The organism is Flavobacterium supellecticarium, assembly GCF_004801375.1.
In the GTDB taxonomy this organism is placed as follows: Bacteria; Bacteroidota; Bacteroidia; order Flavobacteriales; family Flavobacteriaceae; genus Flavobacterium; species Flavobacterium supellecticarium.
The window spans coordinates 258,632-285,167 of sequence record NZ_SSNZ01000002.1 but is presented as its reverse complement, the minus strand read 5'-3'; the positions used below and the strand labels follow the sequence as shown (position 1 = coordinate 285,167).

22 protein-coding genes are annotated in these 26,536 nt (G+C 38.8%); 6 read left to right on the top strand and 16 right to left on the bottom strand.

What is annotated here, in order from left to right; genetic code table 11:
• Positions 1-47 precede the first annotated feature (47 nt).
• On the top strand, positions 48-1,736 hold the full coding sequence (locus E6C50_RS05970; protein ID WP_136402300.1) for a GLPGLI family protein: 1,689 nt from the start codon (positions 48-50) through the stop codon (positions 1,734-1,736).
• An 80-nt stretch (positions 1,737-1,816) separates the two neighbouring features.
• Here E6C50_RS05970 and E6C50_RS05965 read toward each other — a convergent pair whose 3' ends face one another.
• From E6C50_RS05965 to E6C50_RS05940, 6 genes are all read right to left on the bottom strand, one after another.
• The gene (locus E6C50_RS05965; protein ID WP_136402299.1) at positions 1,817-3,178 is read right to left on the bottom strand and encodes a pyridoxal-phosphate dependent enzyme; all 1,362 of its coding nucleotides are present in this window, start codon (positions 3,176-3,178) and stop codon (positions 1,817-1,819) included.
• Between the two features lie 82 nt (positions 3,179-3,260).
• Positions 3,261-5,171, bottom strand: coding sequence for a putative porin (locus E6C50_RS05960; protein WP_136402298.1), 1,911 nt, complete (start codon positions 5,169-5,171; stop codon positions 3,261-3,263).
• 137 nt (positions 5,172-5,308) lie between these two features.
• Positions 5,309-6,337 carry a hypothetical protein gene (locus E6C50_RS05955; protein ID WP_136402297.1) on the bottom strand — a complete coding sequence of 343 codons (1,029 nt, stop codon included), beginning with the start codon at positions 6,335-6,337 and terminating at the stop codon, positions 5,309-5,311.
• Positions 6,338-6,353: 16 nt separating this feature from the next.
• On the bottom strand, positions 6,354-7,133 hold the full coding sequence (locus tag E6C50_RS05950) for a hypothetical protein (RefSeq protein WP_136402296.1): 780 nt from the start codon (positions 7,131-7,133) through the stop codon (positions 6,354-6,356).
• Between the two features lie 29 nt (positions 7,134-7,162).
• On the bottom strand, positions 7,163-8,665 hold the full coding sequence (locus tag E6C50_RS05945) for a SusD/RagB family nutrient-binding outer membrane lipoprotein (protein ID WP_136402295.1): 1,503 nt from the start codon (positions 8,663-8,665) through the stop codon (positions 7,163-7,165).
• An 11-nt stretch (positions 8,666-8,676) separates the two neighbouring features.
• Positions 8,677-11,802, bottom strand: coding sequence for a SusC/RagA family TonB-linked outer membrane protein (locus E6C50_RS05940; RefSeq protein ID WP_136402294.1), 3,126 nt, complete (start codon positions 11,800-11,802; stop codon positions 8,677-8,679).
• 198 nt (positions 11,803-12,000) lie between these two features.
• On the opposite strand from E6C50_RS05940, the gene E6C50_RS05935 reads away from it, so the two are divergent.
• Positions 12,001-12,600: a ribonuclease HII gene (locus E6C50_RS05935; protein WP_136402293.1), complete on the top strand. Its 600-nt coding sequence runs from the start codon at positions 12,001-12,003 to the stop codon at positions 12,598-12,600.
• A gap of 61 nt (positions 12,601-12,661) precedes the next feature.
• On the opposite strand, the gene lipB is transcribed toward E6C50_RS05935, so the two are convergent.
• Positions 12,662-13,363: a lipoyl(octanoyl) transferase LipB gene (gene lipB / locus E6C50_RS05930; protein ID WP_136402292.1), complete on the bottom strand. Its 702-nt coding sequence runs from the start codon at positions 13,361-13,363 to the stop codon at positions 12,662-12,664.
• Positions 13,364-13,368: 5 nt separating this feature from the next.
• Positions 13,369-14,103, bottom strand: coding sequence for a hypothetical protein (locus tag E6C50_RS05925; RefSeq protein ID WP_136402291.1), 735 nt, complete (start codon positions 14,101-14,103; stop codon positions 13,369-13,371).
• A gap of 132 nt (positions 14,104-14,235) precedes the next feature.
• On the opposite strand from E6C50_RS05925, the gene lysS reads away from it, so the two are divergent.
• Positions 14,236-15,936, top strand: a complete 1,701-nt coding sequence (gene lysS, locus E6C50_RS05920; RefSeq protein ID WP_136402290.1) for a lysine--tRNA ligase — start codon at positions 14,236-14,238, stop codon at positions 15,934-15,936.
• Between the two features lie 178 nt (positions 15,937-16,114).
• Positions 16,115-16,513 carry a hypothetical protein gene (locus E6C50_RS05915; RefSeq protein WP_136402289.1) on the top strand — a complete coding sequence of 133 codons (399 nt, stop codon included), beginning with the start codon at positions 16,115-16,117 and terminating at the stop codon, positions 16,511-16,513.
• Positions 16,514-16,751: 238 nt separating this feature from the next.
• Here E6C50_RS05915 and E6C50_RS05910 read toward each other — a convergent pair whose 3' ends face one another.
• The 4 genes from E6C50_RS05910 to E6C50_RS05895 form a co-directional block, all read right to left on the bottom strand.
• Positions 16,752-17,711 carry a transporter family protein gene (locus E6C50_RS05910; RefSeq protein WP_136402288.1) on the bottom strand — a complete coding sequence of 320 codons (960 nt, stop codon included), beginning with the start codon at positions 17,709-17,711 and terminating at the stop codon, positions 16,752-16,754.
• A 60-nt stretch (positions 17,712-17,771) separates the two neighbouring features.
• Positions 17,772-18,818: a cytochrome-c peroxidase gene (locus E6C50_RS05905; protein ID WP_136402287.1), complete on the bottom strand. Its 1,047-nt coding sequence runs from the start codon at positions 18,816-18,818 to the stop codon at positions 17,772-17,774.
• Positions 18,819-18,877: 59 nt separating this feature from the next.
• On the bottom strand, positions 18,878-19,663 hold the full coding sequence (locus E6C50_RS05900; RefSeq protein ID WP_136402286.1) for an MbnP family protein: 786 nt from the start codon (positions 19,661-19,663) through the stop codon (positions 18,878-18,880).
• A 78-nt stretch (positions 19,664-19,741) separates the two neighbouring features.
• On the bottom strand, positions 19,742-20,116 hold the full coding sequence (locus E6C50_RS05895; RefSeq protein WP_230978965.1) for a hypothetical protein: 375 nt from the start codon (positions 20,114-20,116) through the stop codon (positions 19,742-19,744).
• A gap of 168 nt (positions 20,117-20,284) precedes the next feature.
• Here E6C50_RS05895 and E6C50_RS05890 point away from each other — a divergent pair, with 168 nt between their 5' ends.
• Both E6C50_RS05890 and E6C50_RS05885 read left to right on the top strand, forming a co-directional pair.
• On the top strand, positions 20,285-20,719 hold the full coding sequence (locus tag E6C50_RS05890) for a hypothetical protein (protein ID WP_136402285.1): 435 nt from the start codon (positions 20,285-20,287) through the stop codon (positions 20,717-20,719).
• A gap of 75 nt (positions 20,720-20,794) precedes the next feature.
• The gene (locus E6C50_RS05885) at positions 20,795-21,121 is read left to right on the top strand and encodes a hypothetical protein (protein ID WP_136402284.1); all 327 of its coding nucleotides are present in this window, start codon (positions 20,795-20,797) and stop codon (positions 21,119-21,121) included.
• Between the two features lie 48 nt (positions 21,122-21,169).
• Here E6C50_RS05885 and hemL read toward each other — a convergent pair whose 3' ends face one another.
• The 4 genes from hemL to E6C50_RS05865 all read right to left on the bottom strand — a co-directional run bounded on the left by hemL (position 21,170) and on the right by E6C50_RS05865 (position 26,233).
• Positions 21,170-22,456: a glutamate-1-semialdehyde 2,1-aminomutase gene (gene hemL, locus E6C50_RS05880; protein WP_136402283.1), complete on the bottom strand. Its 1,287-nt coding sequence runs from the start codon at positions 22,454-22,456 to the stop codon at positions 21,170-21,172.
• Positions 22,456-23,322, bottom strand: coding sequence for a glucosaminidase domain-containing protein (locus tag E6C50_RS05875; RefSeq protein ID WP_136402282.1), 867 nt, complete (start codon positions 23,320-23,322; stop codon positions 22,456-22,458). The genes hemL and E6C50_RS05875 overlap by 1 nt, the downstream gene beginning before the upstream one ends.
• Positions 23,315-24,247, bottom strand: a complete 933-nt coding sequence (locus tag E6C50_RS05870; protein WP_136402281.1) for a 1-aminocyclopropane-1-carboxylate deaminase/D-cysteine desulfhydrase — start codon at positions 24,245-24,247, stop codon at positions 23,315-23,317. Before E6C50_RS05870 ends, E6C50_RS05875 begins: the two co-directional genes overlap by 8 nt.
• 72 nt (positions 24,248-24,319) lie before the next feature.
• On the bottom strand, positions 24,320-26,233 hold the full coding sequence (locus tag E6C50_RS05865; protein ID WP_168732757.1) for a T9SS type A sorting domain-containing protein: 1,914 nt from the start codon (positions 26,231-26,233) through the stop codon (positions 24,320-24,322).
• Positions 26,234-26,536: the final 303 nt, after the last annotated feature.

Here is a 26,536-nt window from a genome sequence, read left to right as displayed (position 1 = left end):
ATCTCTAATTTAAGAAAAAATTATCTTTGTGTCTCGACCAACAAAAAATGAAAAAATTATTCGCGATCGTATTAGTATTACATTTCGGAATACTGTACGCACAACGGGATATAATCCCGTCCAACGGTTATAGGATAACCTACTTAAAAAGTTCGAATGGAAAAGTACTCGAAAATCAGGATCCGATTCTGGTTTTTGCGGCAACTGATCAAACAACTTTACTCTCGAGTGCCAGCATTCAATCCGGTAAAGCGGATTTTCCTTATGAACAAACGTTTATCGATCTGAACACCCGTAATTTCACACAACTGGCTTTTTGGGACAAGGCTAAAAATGCAGCGACTACTGATAGTATTTCACTATCCAAGCAAATATTTGACCTTAGCCCGGAAACCAAGATAATACTGGGCTACCAATGCCGAAAAGCCAAAACAATTATCAATTCCAATACGATCGAACTTTGGTTTACCACCGACTTAAAAGTAAAAGGTGCACCTACCGTATTAGGGGCCGATCTGGGATTGGTACTCGAAATGGTGCGTAACAATAATTATGTGATTACCGCTACTAAAATTGAAAAACAAAAGAAAATATCACCTTACCAGATGGCCTTTAATAATTTTAACGGCCCGAAAACCGATCTCTTAACCTATCGCGATTTACTTTGGAAAAGTCGGTTTACCACGATAGCTGTTTTTAAAAACGAGATCATCAATTTCTCCGATCAGTCCAAATCTAATGATAGCATCTTCCGGTATGCGAATGGTACCGTTATTCTGAAAAAAGTAAGCTTTCCAGAGATTCCTGTCGGGAGTCTGATTTTTACCGAATTACAGGAACAATCCAATGGTGATGCTTACGATCGTACCGGTTCCGTTTTTGTGATTCCGGAAGATCAGCCGCATTCTTTTTTAGATGGTTTAAAAAATGGCGCAAAATCCCTTCCGGTTTATGACAACGGAAATGGAAAACAGTATCAGGGCATTGTTCGTACTACTAATTATAGTCCGCTATTGGAATTGATGCGTTTCTTTACTCCGTTTGGCATCCAACAATACAATCATATCGCCTTAAAAGATAAAAAATGGCATGAGATTGTCCCGTATCGTCAGGATATTTCGGAATTACAAAGTACTTTAAGTACTAAAACGGTATGGGTTGGAACTTTTATCGGGAACTACGATAAAGGCGGTCATAAAATCAGTTTGGACATTACCATCCATAAAGGAGATAAGCCAGCAACTGCCAATCGTTTTGTTTTACCGTTGTTTAATACCACTAACGTGATGGAAATGGCAGGACAGGATTATGCGACCCTGTTTAATACCGACAAAGGCCTCGAGGTTACGTTCGATTTACCGAACGATGTTGCGAATGCACAGCTTCGCTATATAACCACAGGTCATGGCGGTTGGGAAAACGGTGATGAATTTGTCCCTAAAAAGAACCGGATTTTCCTGGATCAACAGGAAGTATTTGCTTTTATACCCTGGCGACAGGATTGTGGTTCGTACCGATTGTTTAATCCTGCTTCGGGGAATTTTAACAACGGCTTGTCTTCATCCGATTACAGTCGTTCGAACTGGTGTCCGGGAACCGTAACCAATCCGGTTATGATAGCTTTGGGCGATCTGAAAGCGGGTAAACATACGATACAGATTCGGATTCCGCAAGGCGCACCGGAAGGAAATAGTTTCAGTTCGTGGAATGTTTCGGGAGTCCTGATCGGAAATTAAAAAAGTGCCGTTTGTAAATTACAAACGGCACTTTTTATACACTCTTTTTTTTAAAAACCTGACAGGTTTGCAGCATTCTATTATTTTATCGAATTGATAATATCGTGTTTGGTGATAATATGGTGTTTCCCATTTCCTAAATCAACCAAAACCGCCTGATTATCTTTATTGATCAGTTTTGATACTTCGTCAATCGGAGTTCCCAGTTTTACAATCGGGAAAGCAGCCCCCATTACTTCACGGATTGGTTTATCCGCTACATTTTTATCGGCTACATAACTTTGGAATAAATCCGTTTCGTCTACAGAACCTACAAATCCTGTAACATCAATTACCGGAATCTGAGAAATTTTGTGTTTGCGCATTCTTTCTATCGCATGCGATACTAATTCTTCCGTACGTACTACAACCAATGGTTTATCGATATGCTCTTTGATCAAGTCTTCTGCTTTTGTAATTTCTTCGTCCAGGAAACCTCTCTCACGCATCCAGTCGTCATTAAACATTTTCCCAACATAACGGCTACCACTATCGTGGAATAACACTACTACCACATCTTCCGGTTTAAAGTGTTCTTTTAACTGGATCAGTCCTTTTATAGCGGCTCCGGCTGAGTTTCCTACAAAGATTCCTTCTTCCAATGCAATTCTACGGGTATACACCGCAGCATCTTTATCGGTTACTTTGGTAAAGCCGTCGATTAGTGAAAAGTCAACGTTTTTAGGAAGGATGTCTTCTCCGATTCCTTCGGTGATATAGGAGTAAATTTCGTTTTCATCGAAAATACCCGTTTCATGGTATTTTTTAAATACCGAACCATACGTATCGATTCCCCAGATTTTAATATTCGGGTTTTTCTCTTTTAAGTATTTTGCTACTCCGGAAATGGTTCCTCCGGTTCCCACACCTACTACAAAGTGTGTGATTTTCCCTTCGGTTTGCTCCCAGATTTCCGGTCCGGTTTGTTCGTAATGTGCAATGGCATTCGACGGATTGTCGTATTGGTTTACATACCATGCATTTGGTGTTTCTTCGGCCAAACGTTTTGATACCGAATAATACGAACGCGGATCCGTTGGTTCTACGTCTGTAGGACATACCACTACTTTGGCTCCTACAGCTCGAAGGATGTCCATTTTCTCTTTGGATTGCTTATCAGAAATCACACAAATCAACTTGTATCCTTTTACAATCGCTGCCAAAGCCAATCCCATTCCGGTATTTCCGGAAGTTCCTTCGATAATGGTTCCGCCCGGTTTTAAACGTCCGTCGGCTTCCGCATCTTCGATCATTTTTACGGCCATACGATCTTTTACCGAATTCCCCGGATTGAAGGTTTCTACTTTTGCCAATACAAGGGCATCTACTTCTTTGGTTACTTTATTTAGTCGAACCAAAGGTGTGTTCCCTATGGTTTCCAATATGTTTTTTGCGTATTTCATTAGTCTATAATTTCTAAAAAGTCTGTTTTGTTTGCCAAAGATATTGCTATTTGGCGTATTATAAAATGTTACGAACGCATCCTTAACTAAAGAAATTCCATACCAGTCCAAAACGCACCATAAAATCATGATACGGATTATTCGGATCGGAATAATATTTATAGCCTGTAAAGCTGGAATTAAAATGTTCTGCTTTTAAATAAATTCGCGTGCGTTTGATTTTTGCATTGATAAAGAAATCGAGCATCGGGAAGTTTCCGATTTCTTTTTCCTGTTGGATATAGAATTCGCCCAATAATGGGTTGTAGGTATTCGCGTAATATTTTGTAAAATAATTTAAGGTTATTCCCATTTGCAGGTATAAGGCTTTTGAGAAATAGTAATCATTAAAATATAAGGAGTTACGCGTAACAAATTCCGGTACGTTTAGTATTTTGTCTGTCTGATCTACTTTTTGATACAGGAAAGTGTTGTCCAAACCAAATTTACCCACTTTAAACTCGCGTCCTATTTTAACCGAGAAGTAATTGATTGTATTTCCGTATTGTTGCGGGGAAACCAAAACCTGAGTTGGATCGGTACTCGTATCCACAAAATACAAATGATCATCCAAAATACTATATTTTACCGAAGCTTCCAGCCATTGTGTTTTGGCTTCGAGCTCAACGTTTTTAATTTTTTCGTTTTTAAAGTTATTGCTCCAGTTATAGAAGATATAACCACTCTGATACAGGTTGTAGTTCAGATCCGGAAGCTTGTTCATGTTTTGGAAACGCAATGTAAACACGTTACGTGTATCCCAGTTATAACGAACCGTACCTTCAATTTTAGCCAGCGACTGATCGGTTATGGAATTGGAGACTAACAAGGTTCCCTTCCACTTGTTTTTATAGTAGGTATATTGTGCGCCATAGGAGTTGATTTTATCATTCAGTCGATTTGGCACTTTAATCGAGCCATCGTCATTCATAACCGTACTGTTATAAAAATAATTGTAACGGTAGTCCTCCAGATAAAACTCAAAATCGCCAAAGCTTTGGTTGGAATAGGCTACACCCACTTTATTATAGAGACTGTTAAATCTTGTTTTATTACTGATCGTAGTGGTAAAATAATCGCCAAAACGGGTGTTGGCCGTAGGTTGCGAATAATCGAAAAATTTATATTCATAATTAAAACGATGCAAAAAAACCAGACTGTTCGGGTTATTTTTATTCAGACGGAAACTATGGTCAAAAAAGAGGCGCTTTCCTTCCAAGGACGATTTGGTGTCGTCGCTAAAATACACATCCAGACGTGCCCGGTCGTCATAAGGCGGAATACTGTTTTCAAATTCTTCCAGATTTTTCACACCACCATTTTCGTGATTCAGGATATCCTGAATGGCTATGTGGAATTTTAAATTATACCGGTTATCGGTAGTATGGTAACTGGTTATAAATCGGAAGTTACCGGTACTCGAAAGCTGGTTGACATATTTGCCCAACGAACGCAATCCTTTATAACCGATAGAAAAGTTTAGATTTTTAGAGGTATTCAAAGAAATAAAAGCATCCAGATTTTGTCCCTGTTCCATCACCGATTTATAGTATAGCTCGGTCATTGGTGTAGGCATGGAATAGTATTTAATGTCTTCGGCCCGCATAAAATTGAACGTCTTCGCTTTAAATCCGAATTCCGGGTAAGCATTATAGTTCGTCAAACCGTAGTCGAGTGTATTATAGGTTTGCCCTTCATTTGGAAAAGGCATCAATCCGAAAATATCCTTACGCAGGTAGTTTAACTCGTAGTCCTTTTTGATGGTTAATGAAGTATCCACAAAGGTAGTATCGCGATCCAACGAAATGATTTTATATTGGTCAATTGGCGCAAAATGGGTTTTATCATCCGAACCCCGAAGTGATTTCTTAGGCTTTATTGAATCCTTTATCTGCTCCTGACCCAACATCGCAAAAGAACATAACAGTACTACCGCTATAAAAAGATGCTTCATAATTCTATATTAGAATCGCAAAGGTATTAGAAATTTACAAATAATGCAGCTATTCTGTAAAATGAGCTATAATTTATCGCTTTGTCAAAAAAAAAGCGCCCCAGATTGGGGCGCTTAAAAATATATTTATTTAAAAATTATTTTTTGTTCTTTTTCAAACTAGCTTTTGCTTTGAAAGCAGCAGCCATTTTGTTAACAGTTGATGCAGATCTACCTTGAGCAATAACACTATTGTCATTTGGATTTAAGATCGTGAACACTCCATTTTCTACTTTCACAGCAGCGATAATAGTAATATCTCCGTTTCCAGCACCTGCACTATTCTCACCTTGTGAGTTAGAAGTTAAGTATCCTGTAGTTTGTGTGTAAGAACCAGCCTGTAAAGTAGCCGAACCACCTCTTACATAATCAACAGTGATTGGAATGTTGAATTCTGGTAAACCAGCAGCAGGAACTCCTGCATCACCATAAAGGTATCCAACGATTAAGTAAGTACCATTTGGATAATCAGCCAATGGCATTACTAAATGCTCCGGACAGTCACCAGTTTGTGCTCCGTCTCCAACTGGGTTGAAACCAGAATCAAAAACCAAGATGTCTACGTCATACTCGATATCACATAGTGAATACGTCTGACCTCCAGCTTCGAATGTTTTATCCCAAGCAAGTGTTAAGTCTAATTCGTCTTTCACTACGTTTTTGATCGTAATGTTAACAGTTTGATCAATTGTACCGTTCATGTTATGAGCACCTGTAAGTTTTAAAGCAAGTAATTCATCTTGCTCATACTCATTATCAAGAACAGTTGGAATTGTAATTGTATACGTAGATGTGTTAGCCGGGAAAGTTACTAAAAACCCATCCGTTCCTAATCCATCTTCAGCTCCAACCTCTAATCCAGGTAATGTAAAATCATCACCTAAAGTAGCCGTACTGTTACCTAAAACTTCCAGTTTAACCTCCATAGGAACGTTAGACACTTTACTCGTTTTAAGTACAAGCGTAACGGCATCACCTTCATTTACCGTATAGGCAGAAAATTCAGGGGAAATTGCTGGTTTTTCGTTGTAAACAAAGTCCGGGTCATTATCATTACAGGATACAAAAGCTAATCCTGAAAATAATAATGCTAAAGCTGAACTTAAATATCTTTTATTTTTTTTCATATTTCTCTATTATTATTTAGTTCACTTTTCTGAATAGGTATGCTCTGTTTGAATAGATACCTGTGATTGTAACACTAGTCCATCTTAGGTCACCATTTGGTTGTACTGTACCTGTTCCAGAGATTGGATACGTATCGTTACCATACCAGTCTGTGATTGTTAATGTATCACAAAGATCTGTGAAGTACATATCGTACTGTGTATAACCTGGTGTAACATTCGACTTATAAGAACCTACTCCAACCTCCGTAACTACAATCGGGAATGTCCCTGAAGTATACGCTACAGAATAGTTACCTGCTAAGTTAGAGAAACAAGAACCTACTAAAGTGATTGTTAATTTGCTGTAGTTTGATCCTACAACAGTTGCGCTAGAAGAAGAAGCTCCTGTAAGTTTAATTACAATAGTTTTATCGTCGTTTACAACAACATTGTTACTGTGAACCGTAATAGGAATTACAACCGATTTGCTTCCAGCAGGAATAATTGCAGTATGATTAGCAGAAGCAAAATCAAACTCATGTCCTAATGTAGCAGTACTACTAGCAGCATCAAAATCGTAACTAACAGCGATATCGCTATCAGCTGGTAGACTTTGGTTACCTCCGATTAGTTCGATAACCATATTAACTGTTTTATCAGTTCCGTCTGTTACGATTCCATTACTTTGAGAAGTTCTGGAAAATCCAACAATAGCTCTTGAATCACCAAAGTATGGTGCTTCATCGCCTAGGTCACACGATACCGACACAGCGGCAGTTGCAACAAACAATAATAATAATTTAATTTTTTTCATATTTAATAGTATTTTGAGGTTATCACCAATTATGGTAATGCCCAGAAGATTTTATTATTAAATGCATCATTTTGAGACTGACTAGGTACGTTGTTACCATTTGCAGTGTACTCAGAGTTCGGGTACATTAAACGTACTGGTTTAGCAGGTCTTGTAGCTGTTAAAGCTAAATCCGTTACAGGGAAACCAGTTCTTGTATACTCGATCCAAGACTCGATACCATTGATCCCCATTAAAGCGATCCATTTCTGAGTCATGATGGTCTCAATTTTATTAGTTGAAGTTAACCAGCTAATTCTAGGATCTGCTCCAGCTGAATTAATTGCAGTTTTATAGTCGGTAATATTTCCAACTCCAGTTGCAGGCACTCCTAATAATTGGAATGATTTCTCAATACCAGTGATGAATAAGTTTTCAGCAGAACCAGATAGGTATCCTCTTTGTACCGCTTCAGCTTGTAAGAAGTAACTTTCAGCAGCTGTGAAGATATATCCGTCTTGCGCAGAATTTTTGATCAAACCAGGACCAAGATTCGCTAAGTTATCCGGAGCCTCGATACCTGTTTGTCCCTGAATAACTCCAGCCCAAGATCCACCGTTTTGTTTGAATAATCTACCTAAACGTCCGTCTGGTGTACCATATTTACTACCGTTAAGCGATTTGATCGCGTTATCTGTAGCTACAGTAGAACTGTAAGAAGGTCTTTCTGTAGTTTCGTTGATTTGGTATCCGTAAGTGTTATAGAACGGGTTTTGTCTGTCGTTGTTAGCATTTGAATAACCAGGGTTAACTGTAGCATCAGTAGTGATGAAATCAGCACCAGCTAATTCAGCAAACTCAGCATTTAAGTAAGTCTGACTAGCAGCAACACCAGATTCTCTGATCAACAATCTTAATTTGATTGTGTTTGCTAATTTTTTCCAGTTAGCCATGTTTCCTTTGAATACAGGATCTTCTAATCCAACTGTAGTTGTTCCAGCAGGAGCGTTATCGATCATGTCGATTGCGTCTTCTAACTGTACTACTAAATCTCTGTAAATCGTTTGCGCATTGTCATAAACCGGTGTAGGGTTTAATGGATTGTGCGCCTGAGAATAAGGCATATCACCATAAAGATCTACTAAATACTGGAAGTAGAACGTTTTCATGATTTTTGCGATAGCCTTGTGGTTATCGTAATTCTCAGCAGGGAAATTCTGGATGTTTGATAAACCTAAAGTTGTTAGGAACAAATTCTCCCAAATTCTTGAGTAGAATGAGTTATCGATATTTAAGTCAAACTCAACAGTGTAAATACCCGTTACCGAGTTAACGTTTCCACCCCAGCTGTTCATAAATAAGTTTCCTAATGCATTTGGCATTGTAGAAAATGAACGGTAAGGCTGAGTGATCGCACCACTTAAAGCTAAGTTTGGCGTTACGTTTTCATAAGTAGGGTTGTTAGGTGACTGATTGATATCTAAGTAATCGTCACAAGAGGACAATCCTAATGCTGCTACTAATGAAAATAAATGTATTTTGTACTTTTTCATACTTCTTTTAATTAAAACGTTAAGTTAAGACTGAAACCAACAGTTCTAGTGTTTGGATACTGGTTAGTTCCGCTTGCTCCACTGTTACTAGTACCAGAAGCTAAACCAACGATGTTACCATTGCTTAATGATGTTTCAGGATCATCATATCCTCTGTTTTCTCTAGCTAATACTGTAAATGGATTTCTAGCATTCACACCTACTCTTAAGCTAGTTAAACCTGTTCTTTCTAACATTTTAGCTGGAATTGCATAGCTTAAAGATAACTCACGTACTTTGAAAGCTGTAGCATCTAAAATGTAGTTCTCATCGATGTTTGAGTAAATGTTTGCATAATACTGTTGTACTCCAATTGAAGAACCACCACCTGTAACTACAGAGTTGTTCGCCACATACGTTCCAGTGTTAGCATCTAAGTAAGAAGAGTTTGGCATAATGAATCCACCTCTTCCGTTTTCAGCTGAATCAACTAAATAACCGAAGTTAGTTAATGTGTTTTTAGTTCCAGAATAGTACTGGTGACCAGTTCTGTAATCCATTACAGCAGCTAAACGTAATCCTTTGAAATCAATAGAGGTATTTAAACCTAAGATGTAATCTGGAGTAGTTTTACCTAACTTCATTAACTCAGTAGATTTAAGTGGGTTACCAGTGTTTGGATCAACGATGATACGTCCTTCTCCATCTCTTTGGTATCCGAAACCTTTGATGATTGGATACTCTTCACCTTCTTCAGCGAAGATACCGTAAGTTCCGTAAGGAGAGTAGATTGCTACTGAGTTTGTATTATCAGCAACTTTTTCTACTGTAGTTTTCGCTTTAGAGAAGCTGAATCTAGCATCCCAAGTGAAATCTTTCGTTTTAATAGGTGTAATACCTAAGTCAATCTCGATACCTTTAGTTTTAGTAGCACCAATATTTGTTGCATAGTTAGGGTTACCAGAAGCGTAAGAAGAACTGATTGTTGTGATCAAATCAGTGTTATCACTAATATAACCTGCTACGTCTAAAGTAATTCTGTCTTTTAAGAAACCTAAGTTTAAACTAGCCTCTTTAGTAAGGTAGAACTCTGGTTTGATATAAGGGTTTGTTCTTGAGTTGTAAGCGATTGTTGGCTGTACGTTTGGAACATAAGAGTTAACTCCATTGAATGGATAACCTGTACTTCTTGTATATAAGTTGTTGATATCATAAGCAGCAATACCATTTGCACTACCAACTTTTACGATACTCGCTGTAATTTTAGCATAAGAAAGAACGTTGTTATCTTTTAACGACTCAATAGCTTTTGTAGGAATAAAAGATAAACCAGCTGATGGATAGAAGAAGTTATTGTTAGATTTATCTAAGAAAGATACCCACTCATTTCTTCCTGTTAAGTTCAAGAATAAATAATCTTTATATCCTAAGTCAACGTTTCCAAAGAATGCAAATCTTCTTGATCTAGCGAATGAATTTGTAGCATTCGGCACACTTGATACGTTAGAAATATTGTACAATCCAGGGATTGCTAACTGAGATCCTGATGTTCCAGTTGAAGTAGCATAAACATCCTGTACGTTGTTACCAATATTAACTTTTAAGTTTAAGTCTTTTGTTAAGTCATAATCAAAGTTAATTAATAAATCAGCATACAATCTTCTTGTAGAACCATTAGAAGTAGACAATGAAGAAATAACAGACTGGTTACCATTTCCGTAACGGTATGGATCTACATAGTCATTTGAATAGCTTAATGCTTTTGTACTAGAAAGGTTAACACCTGCAGTATATGAAATGTTGATGTTTTTGTTTACTTCAAAACCGATTTTTCCGATTCCGTTGAAAACATCTGTATTCGACTGGTTTCTTACGTTGTCACGTACCCAGTAAGGATTTCTCATATAGTAGCTATATCCATGTAAGTTACCTCCGTTTTCAAACATTTCGATTGGAACGTTTGTTGGCGTTTGTAATAAATCATAGTATAAACTTGAACTTGTAGTTCTAGACTCTTGTGTAGTATATTGAGCATTCCCCTCAACATTCCATCTTCCGATTTTTTTACCAGCTTTGAATTGGAAGTTTGTTCTGTCCAAAACGTCATCCTGAACGATGAACTCATTTTTCAATTTGTTAGCTGTAAAGAAAAGGTATCCATCTTCGTTTCCTGAAGATAATGAAACACCATTTTGAGTTAATACCCCAGTTTTGAAGAATTTCTTGATATTATCACTTCCTAAAGAACGGTAAGGTAACATTAAGAAACTTCCGTCTGCCTGTGGCAAACCTGTAGGCTGGATAGAACCATCAAATTCTGGTCCCCAAGTACCATTCTCATAAGAATAGTGTTGTCCATCCCATCCTTGTCCGTATCTTGTTTGTCTTTCCGGAAGGTAAGCTACATTTGTAAAGTCAATTGAAGAGTTTACAGAGATTGACATTTTCTGACCTTGAGTTGATCCTTTTTTAGTTGTAACGATTAATACCCCGTTAACACCATCAGATCCATACAATGCAGCTCCTTGAGAACCTTTAATTGTATTGATTGACTCAATAGCCTCAGTTGGTAACTGCTGTAATGCAGTAGCAGTAGAGATAACCCCATCAATTACAACCAAAGCCTGGTTGTTTTGTGTGATTGATTTAGGAGCACGAATTACAATTCTCATTGTTCCATCAACAGCAGAGTTCGTCTGGTTAATCTGTAAACCAGATACTTTACCTGTTAATGACTGAATTGCATTCGGAGAAGCTGCCTGTGTTAACTCTTTTGCTTTAACAACTTGGTTAGCAGAAGTGATTGCATCCTGTCTCTTTTTGATACCTAAAGCTCCAACAACAACTTCGTTTAATTGTTTTGCTTCTGATTGCAACGCAACGTTAATCTTGTTTGAAGCTCCAACTGTTACAGAAGAAGTCTCCATTCCAACAAATGTAAAGACTAACACTTGTCCTTGTTTGGCTTTGATGGAATAATTACCATCCATATCAGTTTGTGTGCCTTGTGTTGTTCCTTTAATAACAACACTAACACCAGGTAACGGTAAACCTCCCTCGGTCACTGTACCTGTAACAGTTTTCTCCTGTTGTGCGAACGAAAACTGCATCGAAAACGCTAGCAAAAGCGTAAAAATCCATTTAAACTTCGATCTCATATTAAATTTATTTGAGTTAGTTATTCCGCAAACTTCTTAATAATTTCTTAAATAAACAAATATAATATAGGAATTGTAGCATTTTATTTGTGTTAAAAAAAGCCATTTGAAAATACACTATATCAAATAAAGTCCCTTATTAGACTGCGGTTTACTCAAAATATTTGTGTTTTTTTTATACATTTACCAAAAACAAAAATGCTGCTACAGAATTACTCTAAGTTAACATTGGAAGCCGGTACCGACGAAGCCGGAAGGGGTTGTCTAGCCGGCCCTGTTACCGCTGCGGCCGTGATTTTACCGGATAATGTGATTATCGAAAAACTCAATGACTCCAAGAAATTATCCGAAATCACTCGCGAAAAACTAAAGCCCATAATTGAAGAAGTAGCCCTTTGCTTTAAAGTAATTCACCTCGAACCCGAAATCATTGACGAAATCAATATTTTGAACGCTTCGATACAAGCCATGCAAACCTGCATCGTCAATCTAAATCCAATACCCAACTATATTATTGTAGACGGCAATCGTTTTAAACCGATTCAAAACATACCGTACAGTTGCATCGTAAAAGGCGATAGCAAATACCTGAGTATTGCCGCCGCTTCGGTTCTGGCCAAAACCTATCGCGACGAATATATGAATCGTATACATGAAGAATATCCCATGTACAACTGGAAAAAAAATAAAGGTTACCCTACGATTGAACATCGGGAAGCCATTCGAAAATACGGAACCACTCCCTATCACCGGAAATCGTTCCGACTACTTCCAGAGCAATTAAAACTGGAATTCTGATCACAAAAAAAATCCTGACAAAATTTTGTCAGGATTTTTCTTTATAAAATACTACAATTTTTTAGTCTTTGATTTGCGCTTCAAACAAAGCCGTAAAATGTTTTTTAATTTTCGACTTTACTTCTTCCTCATCCACTTTTACAACACCCAACTCCACATTCAAGGAAGTAACCGCCTTGTCTTTTATACCACATGGGATGATATTATCAAAATAGCCCAAATCGGAATTTACATTTAGCGCAAACCCATGCATCGTTACCCATCGTGAAGCGCGCACTCCCATCGCGCATATTTTTCGCGCAAACGGCGTACCCACACCAAGCCATACTCCGGTCTCCCCTTCGCTTCGCTCACACTGCAATCCGTATTCTGCAAGGGTTCGAATGATAGCTTCTTCCAGAAAACGAAGATATTTATGGATATCGGTAAAAAAGTTCTCCAGATCCAGAATCGGATAACCAACCACTTGTCCCGGTCCGTGATAGGTAATATCACCGCCACGGTTAATTTTATAATAGGAAGCACCCTTATCGGTAAGTTGCTTTTCGTTTAGTAACAGGTTTGAAAAATCCCCGCTTTTACCAAGCGTATAAACATGCGGATGTTCTACAAATAAAAAATAATTTGGCGTTACCTCCTCTTTTTCTTCTCTCCTATTAGCAATCTTGATATCCAGAATCTCTTTAAATAAAGATTCCTGATAATCCCAAACCTCTTTATAATCTTTTAATCCGAGATCCCGGAATACAATCTGTTTGTTCATCGTTATTATTTTTTCTCCAGAATAACCTCAAAGTTCATTACTTCGGGTCTTTCTATATAATCTATAAACGGATATTGCAAGGTTACCGTTTTTCTGTCGTCACTAAAAACCGGATCTTTTGCGGTAATCGATTTTATCTTTTTCGGAAAATGGTATCTTACGGTATAGGTAAAAGCTTCTATCATCGGCCGGATTGTCGCCAGGCTATCCGTCAGCTGCTTTTGAATGGCCGGATCTTTTACCGCCGCCTTACGGGTAAATTTTTTCCCGTCGAACGAATACTTCAAATCGGTTGCCATTTTATCCATATCCGACAATCTGCCTTTCTCTCCGCTTCCATTTGTTTTCAAATCGTCCATTGCTTTTACAACCGACAACCCATCAACCAAATCCGATGGTTTTTTAAAATCACTGAAAAGCGTAAACAAAAATGATTTTTCCACTTGATCCACATGCGTTCGAACCGAAAAGTTTTCCAATTTTTTCAAACGTTGCTGTTCCACCAATGGCAATTTGGCAATACTGTCTTTTCGTTCGTCTATTAATGATTTTAGTGTAAAAGTCGAATCAATTTTCCGATCGCCTTGCTCTGCCGCAATACCCATCATAGCCGATGCATCGACATCTAACGAAAATTTACCACTTCCGTCAGCATTCAAATAAATAGTCTCTGTAAAATTACAGGCTGTCATCATAACCACGACAACCAAAGTAAGGACGAACCGGATTTTTTCCTTCATAAGTTCAGGCTTCAAATTTGCTTTCAAAGATACGATTTTCCATCCGCAATACCTTTATTATCATTTTCAAAATTTGAAATTGATTCCTTTTTAAAATATACCTATCTTTGCCCACTTAAAAAAATCACAATTATGCAACTTTCAGAACAAGAAATCATCAGAAGAGAAAAACTGGGTAAGTTGAAAGAACTTGGAATAAACCCATATCCCGCCAATTTGTTTCCCGTGAACCACACGTCGAAGCAGGTCAAGGAAACTTTTGAGGAAGGAAAGAAGGTAATTGTGGCCGGCCGTCTGATGTCTGCCCGCGTACAAGGGAAAGCTTCTTTCGCCGAATTACAGGATAGCGAAGGTCGTATCCAGTTATACATTAACCGTGACGAGATTTGTCCTGATGATGATAAAACACTTTACAACGAAGTTTTTAAAAAACTAATCGATTTGGGTGACTTTATCGGTATCGAAGGAGAATTGTTTACCACTCAGGTAGGCGAAAAAACCTTACGTGCCAAAAACATCACACTATTAAGCAAAACCTTACGCCCTTTACCACTACCAAAAGTAGATGCCGATGGTAATGTTTTCGACGCTTTTACCGATCCGGAATTGCGTTACCGTATGCGTTATGTTGATTTGGTTGTAAATCCGCAGGTTAAAGAAGTATTTATCAAAAGAACCAAGTTGTTCAATGCGATGCGTACGTTTTTTAACGACAAAGGTTATTTTGAAGTAGAAACGCCAATATTACAGTCTATCCCGGGTGGTGCGGCCGCAAGACCGTTTATCACGCACCACAATTCCCTGGATATTCCTCTATATATGCGAATTGCCAACGAATTGTATCTAAAAAGACTAATCGTAGGTGGTTTCGATGGTGTCTATGAGTTCTCCAAAAACTTCCGTAACGAAGGAATGGACCGAACCCATAACCCGGAATTTACCGCTATGGAAATCTATGTAGCTTATAAAGACTATAATTGGATGATGGAATTTACCGAAAATCTTTTGGAATATTGTGCCCTTCAGGTGAACGGTACTACAAAAGCTACTTTCGGCGAGCATACGGTTGATTTTAAAGCACCTTATGCACGTGTTTCGATGACAGATGCCATCAAACATTTTACCGGCTTTGATATTACCGGAAAAACAGAAACCGAATTACGGGCTGCTGCACAATCGATGGGAATTACCGTAGATGATACGATGGGTAAAGGAAAATTGATCGACGAGATTTTTGGTGAAAAATGTGAGGGTAATTTTATCCAGCCAACTTTTATCACTGATTATCCGAAAGATATGAGTCCGCTAACAAAAGAACACCGCGACAACCCGGAATTAACCGAGCGTTTCGAATTGATGGTATGCGGAAAAGAAATCGCCAATGCTTATTCCGAGCTAAACGATCCAATCGATCAGCGGGAACGTTTTGAATCGCAGTTGGCCTTATCCGAAAGAGGTGATGATGAAGCGATGTTTATTGATAACGATTTCTTACGTGCATTAGAATACGGAATGCCCCCAACATCTGGTTTAGGTATCGGCATGGACCGTCTGATTATGTTTTTAACCAACAATCCATCGATTCAGGAAGTGCTATTTTTCCCACAAATGCGTCCGGAGAAAAAAGCCGTACAAATCGAATTGGAAGACGAAGAAAAAGCAATTATTGCGATCTTAGAGAAAAATGCCAACACTCTGGAATTAGCCGAATTAAAAAATCAGGCCGGATTAAGTGGTAAAAAATGGGATAAAGCCATGAAAGCTTTAGCACAACACGGATTAACCAAAGTGGTTGTAGCCGGCGACAGTAAAGTCGTAGAATTACAATCCTAAGTTTTCGATATACATCAAAGAGGCCGACTAAAATAGTCGGCCTTTTATATTTTTAAGCGTTTCAAAATGAATTTAATCGACAAAAATCGTTCTTAACAGAAAATCAGAATGCCTTTCGGTTTTATTTCTTACTTTTAATAGACATATCACGGAGTTTACCACTTAAACCGACAGGATTATGAAAGCATTCTTTATCCTGATTGTAAGCTTTTTAGCATTAGCAATCAATGCACAGTCCCCTAATACGGAACAACCAACCCTGACAGCAGAACAAAAGGCCAAATTAGAGGTCAAACGCATGACAACGGATCTTAATCTGACGACAGTACAGCAACAACAAATCGAAAAAATACTAATGGATAATAACCGAAAAACCGGCGATATCAAATTACGTCTACAGTCGGCTAAACCAGAAGATAATCAAGCTTTAAAAACCGAATACATCGAAAGTCTAAAGACCTTAAAAACCAATCTAAAAGCAGTTCTCACTCAGGAGCAGCAAGACAAATGGGATGCCGTTTATAAAAAACGATTCCAAAATCAACCGCAAAAAGCAACTACCCAAAATAAGCCTTAAAAAAAGCTGCCTCTTTTTTCGAGACAGCCTGTTTCTGTTACACTAAACCGGATTATACTTTAATCCGGTTGCCTACACCTGACAGTCTTAGCATTTTCTCACTTAAAAACTGTCAGGTGTTTGTATTTACTATATCAGACCGATTTCTGCTCTTGCCTCGAAAAACCCATCTCGCAACTCTTATACAAACACCTGACAGGTTTATCAGCGTTGCGGCGAAAAACCTGTCAGGTGTAGCTTATAAAGTATAATTAAGGTTTACACTCCAACGATATTGCGCTTCCACCCTGCCACCGGTAAGATTTTGATTTATCGGCACCATCACATTGGCACCAAACGAAAACTTATCCCGTCCGATCTCGATTCCCGCTTTTCCAAAAAGGATATCTCCTGCCGTATTTCGAAGCAATTGTTTGTATTGATAGTTGTTCCCGTACACTTCTCCGGCAACGCCCAATTGCGGCACAAATACATACTTATCACTATTCAAAAAATAGAATACTGTTGACGAATAATTAAACTGATTCCCGAAACGATAATATTTCTCATTTTCCGTTTTAACGGTATAACTCCCCATAGTATTTAATCCCAGGCTTCCTTTTTTTACAACATATTCTGCTGCAAAAATATAATCCCAGCTACCGGTTCCCACCTGGAAACTCGGGTTTACACTTCCATTGCTAAATTCGCGATATTTTCCCGTAGGCGCTTTTACTCCGGCACCTAATTGTACCGAATGCGAAAACACGGCGCTATCTTTAACCGTTTCATATACCGTGTACATCCCCAATACCGTAAGATCACCTAAGCCGGATATATCCTGGGCGCCGGTTACAGTTTCCCGATTATGAAAATGGTACGGCACCAATACGGAAACCTGAACTTTTTTCACAATCGGAATACGTCCCCACACCTGAATGGTATTAAAATTTTCTTCATACCAGGGCGAATCCGAAAACAATCCGTCGTTACTTTTATACCGCTGGTTAAAATAGCGTATCCCTACAAAATTGGTATTCAGCATCGACGAAAACCCCAGACTTCCACCACTGGCCGAACAACCACAAGCATCACATTCTTCGAAATATTCGAGTGAACGAAAATAGTTTTGATACGGATTTATCCCCAAACTATCCTTTTCTGCCGCGTAGGTAAATACACTCCAAAACAGCACTACTACTAGACTATATTTTTTCATTTTTATTTTTCTTTTCAATCCAAATCTTATTTCTAAAATTTAGAAAAGTGTTTGTTGTTTTTAAAATTCCGAAAACCGGCGATCCGTTAAAAATTCATGATCCGTTAGTGTTTTCAGAAAGGCGACAAGTTTTGTTTTTTCATTCGCCGTTAACGGAATCCCTAAAGCGCCATTAGCCTTTAATGCCGGATCCAATGTAGGCGAATCCAACACACCGTTGGAATAGTGATTTAAAACCGCTTCCAATGTGGCAAAACGTCCATCATGCATATAAGGTGCCGTTTTTTCGATATTTCGCAAACTAGGCACTTTAAACTTGTAATTATCCTGTGGCAACTCGGTTACGCGGTAGCGTCCCACATCATTGATCATCGGGTTAATCGGTAAACCGTTATTACGATAGGTATCTTCGGTAAATAAATCCGTAGCGTGACAACCGGCACATTTTTGTGTAAAAAGTGTGTAGCCTTCCTGTTCATCAGTATTTAAAGCTCCTCCGGGTTCTCCTCTTCTGAATTTATCAAATTTTGAATTGGACGATGTTAGCATCACCATAAATTGCCCCAATGCTTTAAGCATGTTTTCAGAATTGATCATTCCATCAGGAAAGGCCTGTCTGAATAGTTTCTGATAGGTCGCATCGCCTTTCATCATACTGACAATTTCCGCCAGATTCCCGTTCATTTCGATTTCACTGGTTAGCGGAATCAAAGGTTGCAAATCCAGATGTGTTGTTGCTCCGTCCCACATATAAGCACGCTGAAACGCAAGGTTTTGAATCGGTGGTGCATTACGGGTTCCGATATTATCGCCCACACCGTGACTAAAAGAATGTCCGTGGTGCGTAAACGCATCTTCCTGAATGTGACAAAAACCACAGGATACCAATCCATCCGATGCCAACCGACCGTCGTAAAACAACTTTTTTCCCAATTCAAATCCTTTTTCCGTTAGCGGATTGTTTTGCAAATTATAGCTCAAGGCCGGAAAATTGGACGGTACTTTAAAATCGATCGGAATATTTTGATAGGCTTCAGGGCTATCATCGTTCGAGCAGCTCCATAAAAATGGCAGCAACAGAAACAGTAGTGTTCTGATTCTTTTCATAATGATTTGTTTTTCAAAAAGCTGTCAATAGTCACTACCAACAGCTTTTTTGATTTTATTTAGTCATTATGAACGTGATCAACAGAAAACATAGTGGACACATTGGCTGTAATCGAAGCCAAAACAACACCACCCATGATATTTGGTTGTGGCGACAAGCTGATTTTTGTGGCTCCATCCAGGATTTTAGACAAATCGGCCATTACGTGAATTTGTGGTGTAATAGTTGGTCGCACCAATGCTTTATCCGGCATATCCAATACGACTTCAGTATAGTTATAATTGGTTCCGGTTTGTCCTGTATGTACTTTAAAAAGTGTCGGATCGGTTACAGTAGCCGAAGTGAAGTTTCCTTCGAAAGCCAGGAATTTATAGCCCGCACTCCACGACCACATCATACCTTCGGATTGCGCTTGTGCCAGAAAATCACCCTGACCGGCAGCTCCTAAATTAAATTGCTCCTGATCGACACCAATACCGAATTTTACAGTTTTATAATTCCCGGCCGGAACATCGGTTAGTTCGATTGTAAACAAACTTGGCGTTTGCTCTTTTATAATAAAATAGCTTTTGCTTTTTGGATAAACATAAGTCCCCCCTTCCTCTTTTATAAGCACGATATTACTCACGATATATTTGATATTATCAACTTTAATCGTCTCACCCTGAGAGGTTGTATACGGCGCGCCCATGATAAAATCGACATCCCCGTAACGGTGGTCAAATTTTATTTTTAAGCTTCCGCTTCCTTCTGTGGCGTTTACCACATCGTTATCATTAGTACAAGATCCTAAGGCAATAGCCAATGCCACTGCTATAACAGTGTTTATTAATTTGAATTTCATTTTTTTATTTTTTAAAATACGACATAGCAATCCTTTTGACTTCCAGCCAAAAGAAAAAATGCTTAAAAGGTTTAAATTTTAAAAAATAAATGCCGGTGGATGGAAGATTCCGTCTGCATTGAGGTGTTGGTACAGATTCGTATAGGAAAAGTTTTCTGCAACTTTTTCGGTTACCGATGCCGGATTAAAATCGAAGTTTTTCTGGATTTCGCAAAAGAGCACTTCTACTTCAGCTCTTATATTTTTTTTATCGGTAGACAACGGTTTTTCCGATTCGGAAGCTTTGGCCAGCTCTTTCATCAGGTGACATTTTCCGTTACAGCCCATTTGAGGTTTGGCTTTGTTTTCACAAAGGGTTTTCGTAATATATTCGTAATTGATCATATACTCAAAAACCGGCAATATCGGTTTAAAGAGGACAAAAAAAACGAGTATTACAATTCCTTTTTTCACGCGTTAAAGGTAACCCCAAAAATGGTAACTCCAAAAAATATCCGGCTCTATTTTAACAGAAGCCCAACATTTCGGCCTTTTTTTTAACTTTTATTTAGGCTGTACAATTTTAAACCTTTTGAAATTCCCGCGGTCAAAGCATCGTAACAACTTTAAAAGAAAAGCATTATGAAAAAATTAGTTTTAGCCGTTTGCCTTTGCGCAACTATGTTAGGCTTTGCACAGGAAAAAGAATCGAGAGGTGGTCGCGAACGTTTGGCTCCGGAACAACAAGTACAGTTACAGGTTAAAAAAATGACTTTGGATCTGGATCTGACAGCCAAACAACAAAAAGAGGTTGAAAAGCTATTAATGGATCAGAGCAAAAAACGCGAAGAAGCACGAGCTACACAGGGTGATGTCCGAAAAAATTACAAAGAAATGACTGCCGACGAACGTTTTGCGCTTCAAAACAAACGTATGGACGACAAAATTGCATTTAAAGGCGAAATGAAAAAAATCCTGAATTCCGGTCAGATGGAGAAATGGGAAAAACAGAGTGAAATGCGCCAGGAAAAAATCACAAAAAGAACCCGAAACTTTAAAAACAACGCTCCAGAATAATTTTTGATTGTTTTTTTAGCAATATATCGCAAAATAAATTAGCTTTGGCTCTATAATCAGCCAATCTATCTGACAATGAAAAAATTTATTGCGTTATTTTTTATGATTGTTTCTTTTTCGGTAGCTGCCAATGCGCAGGATCGTCAAAAAGAAATCGCTAAAAAAGTTCAAAACGACATCACGGCACTTACCGCATATATCCCACTATCTGATACACAAAAAGTTGCGATCGAAAAGGGATTGGTAATGAAACATCAAAATCTGAGCCCGGAGTTGTCGGAAGCACGAAAAAAAGAGTTGGTAAAAGTGGTGGATCACTATTTACGTGCCCCTTTAACACAAGCTCAACTTCAAAAACTGGACGCGAATCCGAAGTTGGTAAAACAACTGGTTTCCGAATAATAAAAAACGCACCGTAAAGGTGCGTTTTTCGTGTATCGCTATTTTCTTTTATAGTGTCGCTGCTACTTTTCCTACAGCTGCAATTGTAAAATCAAGGTCTTCGTAGGTCAATGCGTCCGTAATAAACCAGGTTTCATAGGCCGACGGAGCAATGTAGATTCCTTCCTGTAACAATCCGTGGAAGAATTTTTTAAAGCTTTCATTATCGCCATTTTTAGCCGTATCAAAATCAACTACCGGTCTTTCGTCAAAATGGACCGAAATCATCGAACCGACACGATTAATCGTAAATACAACACCTGCTTTTTCCAACTGTTTCCGGATTCCTTTTTCCAGATAAGCCGTTTTTTGTTCCAATCGTTCAAAAAGTCCTTCATTGGTATTGATATCCTGTAACATGGCCAAACCTGCCGCCATCGCTAAAGGATTTCCGGACAAAGTTCCCGCCTGGTATACCGGTCCTAACGGCGCCAGATAATTCATAATTTCATTTCGTGCGGCAAAAGCACCCACCGGCAAACCACCACCGATTACTTTTCCAAACGTTACGATATCGGCGTTAATCCCGAACAATTCCTGCGCCCCACCTTTTGACAGGCGAAATCCGGTCATTACCTCATCAAATATCAACAAAGCCCCATGTTCGTCGCAAAGTGCCCGCAACCCTTTTAAAAAGCCTTCTTGTGGCGGCACACATCCCATGTTTCCGGCAACCGGTTCTATAATAATGGCCGCGATTTCGTTTTTATTGGCTTCAAACAGCGAACGTACATTATCCAGATCGTTGTAACGGGCCAAAAGAGTATCTTTTGCGGTTCCCTGTGTTACTCCGGGACTGTTTGGTGCTCCAAATGTAATCGCTCCGCTTCCGGCCTGAATTAGGAATGAATCGGAATGACCGTGGTAACATCCGGCAAATTTTATGATTTTATCGCGATTGGTAAAACCACGTGCCAGTCGGACAGCACTCATACAGGCTTCGGTACCGGAATTTACAAATCGGATTTTCTCGATTCCGGGCACCATCGAAAGGGCCAGTTTTGCGATTTCCGTTTCCAATTCTGTTGGCATTCCGAATGAGGTTCCTTTTTTTGCTTTTTCAATTACTGCCGTTACTACGGGTTCATAGGCATGTCCTAAAAGCATCGGTCCCCAGGAATTGATATAATCGATTAGCCGATTTCCGTCTTCATCATACAAATAAGCTCCTTTGGCTTCTTTGGCAAAAATTGGCGTTCCTCCAACTGATTTAAAGGCACGAACGGGTGAATTCACACCGCCCGGTAAAACTTCTGACGCTTCAGCAAACAGCTGACTGCTTCTTGTATATAACATTATGATTTTACTTTTATAATTTGTCCTATTGCTATTGCGTTTGAGGTAAGGTTATTGATTTTCATCAATTCGTCTACCGTTACATTGAATTTTCTGGAAATGGAATACAGTGTATCCCCTTGCGCCACTTTATAGGTCGAACCGCTAACCTCTGCATTTACTGTAGTCGTATCTTTTTTGATCATCGGTTTTGTATAGCCTCCGCCAATAACTTCCGAGTCGTATTTGTAGAGTTCGTAACGCTCGATAAGTCCGATTAATTTTTCCGGGTATTTCGGATCGGTGGCATATCCGGCACTTTTAAGTCCTTTTGCCCAGGCTACATAATCGCCTTTTGGCAATTTAAACAAAGCGGAATAACGGCTTCTGGTTGTTAAAAATAGTGAGTGATCACGGAACGATTCGGCCGGGTCACTATATTTACGAAAACATTCCTGTTCGGAATCATCGTCATGACGCACACTATCTCCCGTCCATCCGGTGTGGCATTTGATTCCGAAATGGTTGTTTGCTTTTACGCATAAGGTTCCTACTCCGGCACCGGATTCCAAAATCCCCTGAGCCAGCGTAATACTAGCCGGAACACCATGGTTTCGCATGTTTTCTTTTGCGGTTTCGTTAAACTTACCGATATAGGCATTTACGATCTCAGTCGTTACTTTTATCTTTGAAGTCGCTTCGAGAACTTCCGATGGTTTGGAATTTTCCGAAGATGAAGAATTGGTTCTCGTTGAACCCGAGTGTGTTTTTACTGTTGTGTTTTTCTTGGTTGTCGTAATCTTCGTTGGCGCCGTACGTACTTTTGACGAAGATCCGCAGCTATAAAGCAATACAAGCGTTAGCAGCAGGCAAATTTTTTTAATCATTATTCTCTTTTTTACAGACTATATTTTCTATAAGCAACGGCATATTTTTCCGAGCCAGTATTTTATTCATTCCTTCTATCCCTTGCAATCCTCCGGTGTGAATCATTAAAATTGAGGATCCGCCAGGGAAATATCCTTTTTTAATCCGATCTATTATTCCATAGGCCATTTTCCCGGTATATACCGGATCTAACAACACCTCTGTCTGAGTATAAAAGTCATTATTAAAACGAATCAGATCTTCATTTATTTTTGCATAACCTCCAAAATGATAGTCATTTATCAGTTCCCAACGGTCGTTGTTTACAAATTTACAAATCTCATCAGATAAAAACGAACCTTTTAACGCCGGAAAGCCAATTACTTTTTGATTTTCTCCACAGGAATTGATCAAACCTGAAATAGTCCCTCCGGTTCCCACTGCACAGCAAATATGGGTAAATTGTGTCTTATCGGTTGTTTCTAATATTTCCGCACATCCTTTTACCGCCAACGTATTGGTTCCGCCTTCGGGCAATAGATAAAAAGCACCGTACTTTTTCTTAAGTTTCTCCAAAAAAATCAGATCTTCTTTAGCGCGATAGCTTTCCCGCGATACAAAATCAAATTTCATGCCTTGTTGCCGCGCCAGGCGTAAGGTCGCATTTGCTTCTATTTCACTTTCCAATTCTTCACCCCGTATAACACCTATGGTGTCGAGCCCGAAATGTGCTCCTGCCGCTGCAACCGCTGCGATATGATTGGAAAATGCCCCACCGAAAGTCAACAACTTTGTATAGCCTTCCTTTCGGGCCTGCTCGAGATTGTACTTCATTTTCCGGTATTTATTTCCGGATAAAAAAGGATGCACCCGGTCTTCTCTTTTTACCGTAAGCGTAATTCCGTCCGGAAATGAAAAAGGCAATACCTGGTTGTAACTTTTCATAGTTGCAAAAATATCATTTTAAACAAAAACAGCTCCAAATGCGGAGCTGTTTTTAAATATCGTCTATAAATTTTAATTTTTTATTATGATTTTTTTACTTATTTCCTGATTATCCGTTGTAACCATTTTTACTATATATATTCCATCACTCAGGTTTGCCGTTGGAAATGAATAGGATGTATTATTACCCAGTTTCTTTTTTTCGAAGATAACTTTTCCAACCACATCGTATAAAACTATTGCGCTCAAATCTAAAGCCATTGGATTGGAAACCTGCAAAGCATGTTCGGAATTGTTCTGATATACCTGGAAACTATTTTTAATATTTTCACCCAATCCCAGATTACTATCCCGTTTAAAGGTAATTTCGTAACCTGTTTTATTTATTCCAGCAGGTAAATTCAACTCATGTACCCCATTTTTAATATCATAATACAGGTTGTTTACTTTATCGTGCAGGTATACATTTTCCACCTCATCGGCATTAATAATTTCCTGTACCGTTATTTTATAATTTGCTGGCGCTGTATTTTTAAAGCCAAGCGGAAGACGCTTATTTTCATCAAAAGCCACCATGTTGATTATGTATTCTTTATCATCAATTACAAAAAACATGTCCGAAGGTAATCCATCATCGGAAGAAATCGCATCCATTCCTCTGTCTATACCATCTGTAGCTTCAGGATGGAAACCGATTACACTTTGCCGAACTCCCTGATTATCGATTAACGTATTCATACGAACCTGTGGTTGTGGTCGGATCGATTCGGTGGTATAGTCGATACCGGAAACCGATAAAACTACCGGAAAGGCCAGTTCTGCCACATCCGGATTATAAGAAGTTGTAGTCGCATTCACATTTGCCAATGTTTCCGGAGTTACATTTCTTTCAAACTCTGAGTTATTCGCCGCTCCTTTCTTTACAAAAACACGGTACTGATTTCGCATCGTCACTACACCTACACTTGCTCCTGTGATAAGAAATCCTTGCCCGATAGGAGAAAAGCGTCTTTTATATTGATTACCCGGAGTTGAAGCTATCGGCCCCTGATTTCCGCCTGAATCATACGAGTAAAAAATCGCAGGAGTATAAATTCCCATTCCGGCTGTACCGGCTGTTACCTGCGAAAGTGTTGCTGCTGGTGAGAATGTTCCATAACCGCCTTTGTAATTTGCCAGTGTATGCGAATTTACTGTTTTGTCCTGTTCCCAAAACTGAGCAGTACCACTACAGGCTGTATTATCCAACAGAAAATAACTCAAATCAATTGCCGAAGGGTATGGATTTCCGGTTAACGTTTGTTGTCCTACCAGACAAGGGATTATAATATTGCCATCATTGGGACGTCCTCTAAAATCGATTCGTTGCTGGCTACCCGGATTATTCGCTACAATCCCGTCTACATTATTGGCATCGGTACCGGCGGTTCCTTTCATTGTAAAGCCTTCACCCGGAGCAATCGGCTGACCGTTACCCACATGAACCCATTGGGAATATGTCGTACCATTGATAAATTTCCATAACCAGCGGGAAGAAATACTCAGCGGATTGGCCTGTCCGTCATAGGATCCCCAAGGCAGAATAGTTGCCGCTGTACTATTGGTAATATCAACTGCCCGATAAAAAAGATTGTTTACATTTCCATTTACATTCCCAAGAAAACTTTCCTGTCCGGAAGCAATACTTCCAACTGGAGAACACCAGTAGTTATAGTCGTAATTATCGGATGTTCCTTCCTGGAAAACAGAAATTCTTCCCCCTCCGCTATTTACAGTACTTCCTGCTACTCCCTGTAGTAATTGTCCGTTTCTCCTAAGAAAAATATTGCCCTCATTTCCGGCTGTTGAGGCCAAAACCACATCCTGTTTTACAAATAGTAATTCATTATTTACAAAAACATAACTGCTGGGACTTACATAAACCTGGGCATAACTTAAACAAGTACTACCCAATACTATTATAAGTAAAAGACCTTTTCGTAACATGATCATTATTTTTTAAGTAGTTATAAATATACACTATTAAACTCGTCATCTATTATCAAGGGATAAACTGTCACAAAAAAGGGATAAAATTGTCATCTCACCTATAATCCACATTCCTTTTTACAATCATCACAACACCAACTCCACGACACTTCCCTTATTCATTAAAATTAATTATTTTTTATCATAAAAAATTATTCTAACACAAATAATTTTATAACAATAGCTCTAAAACAATCCCTTTTTTAACTAAAAAAATAAGATAAATCGCAGGTTTACACTCACCCCTTTTTTTCCTTTTTT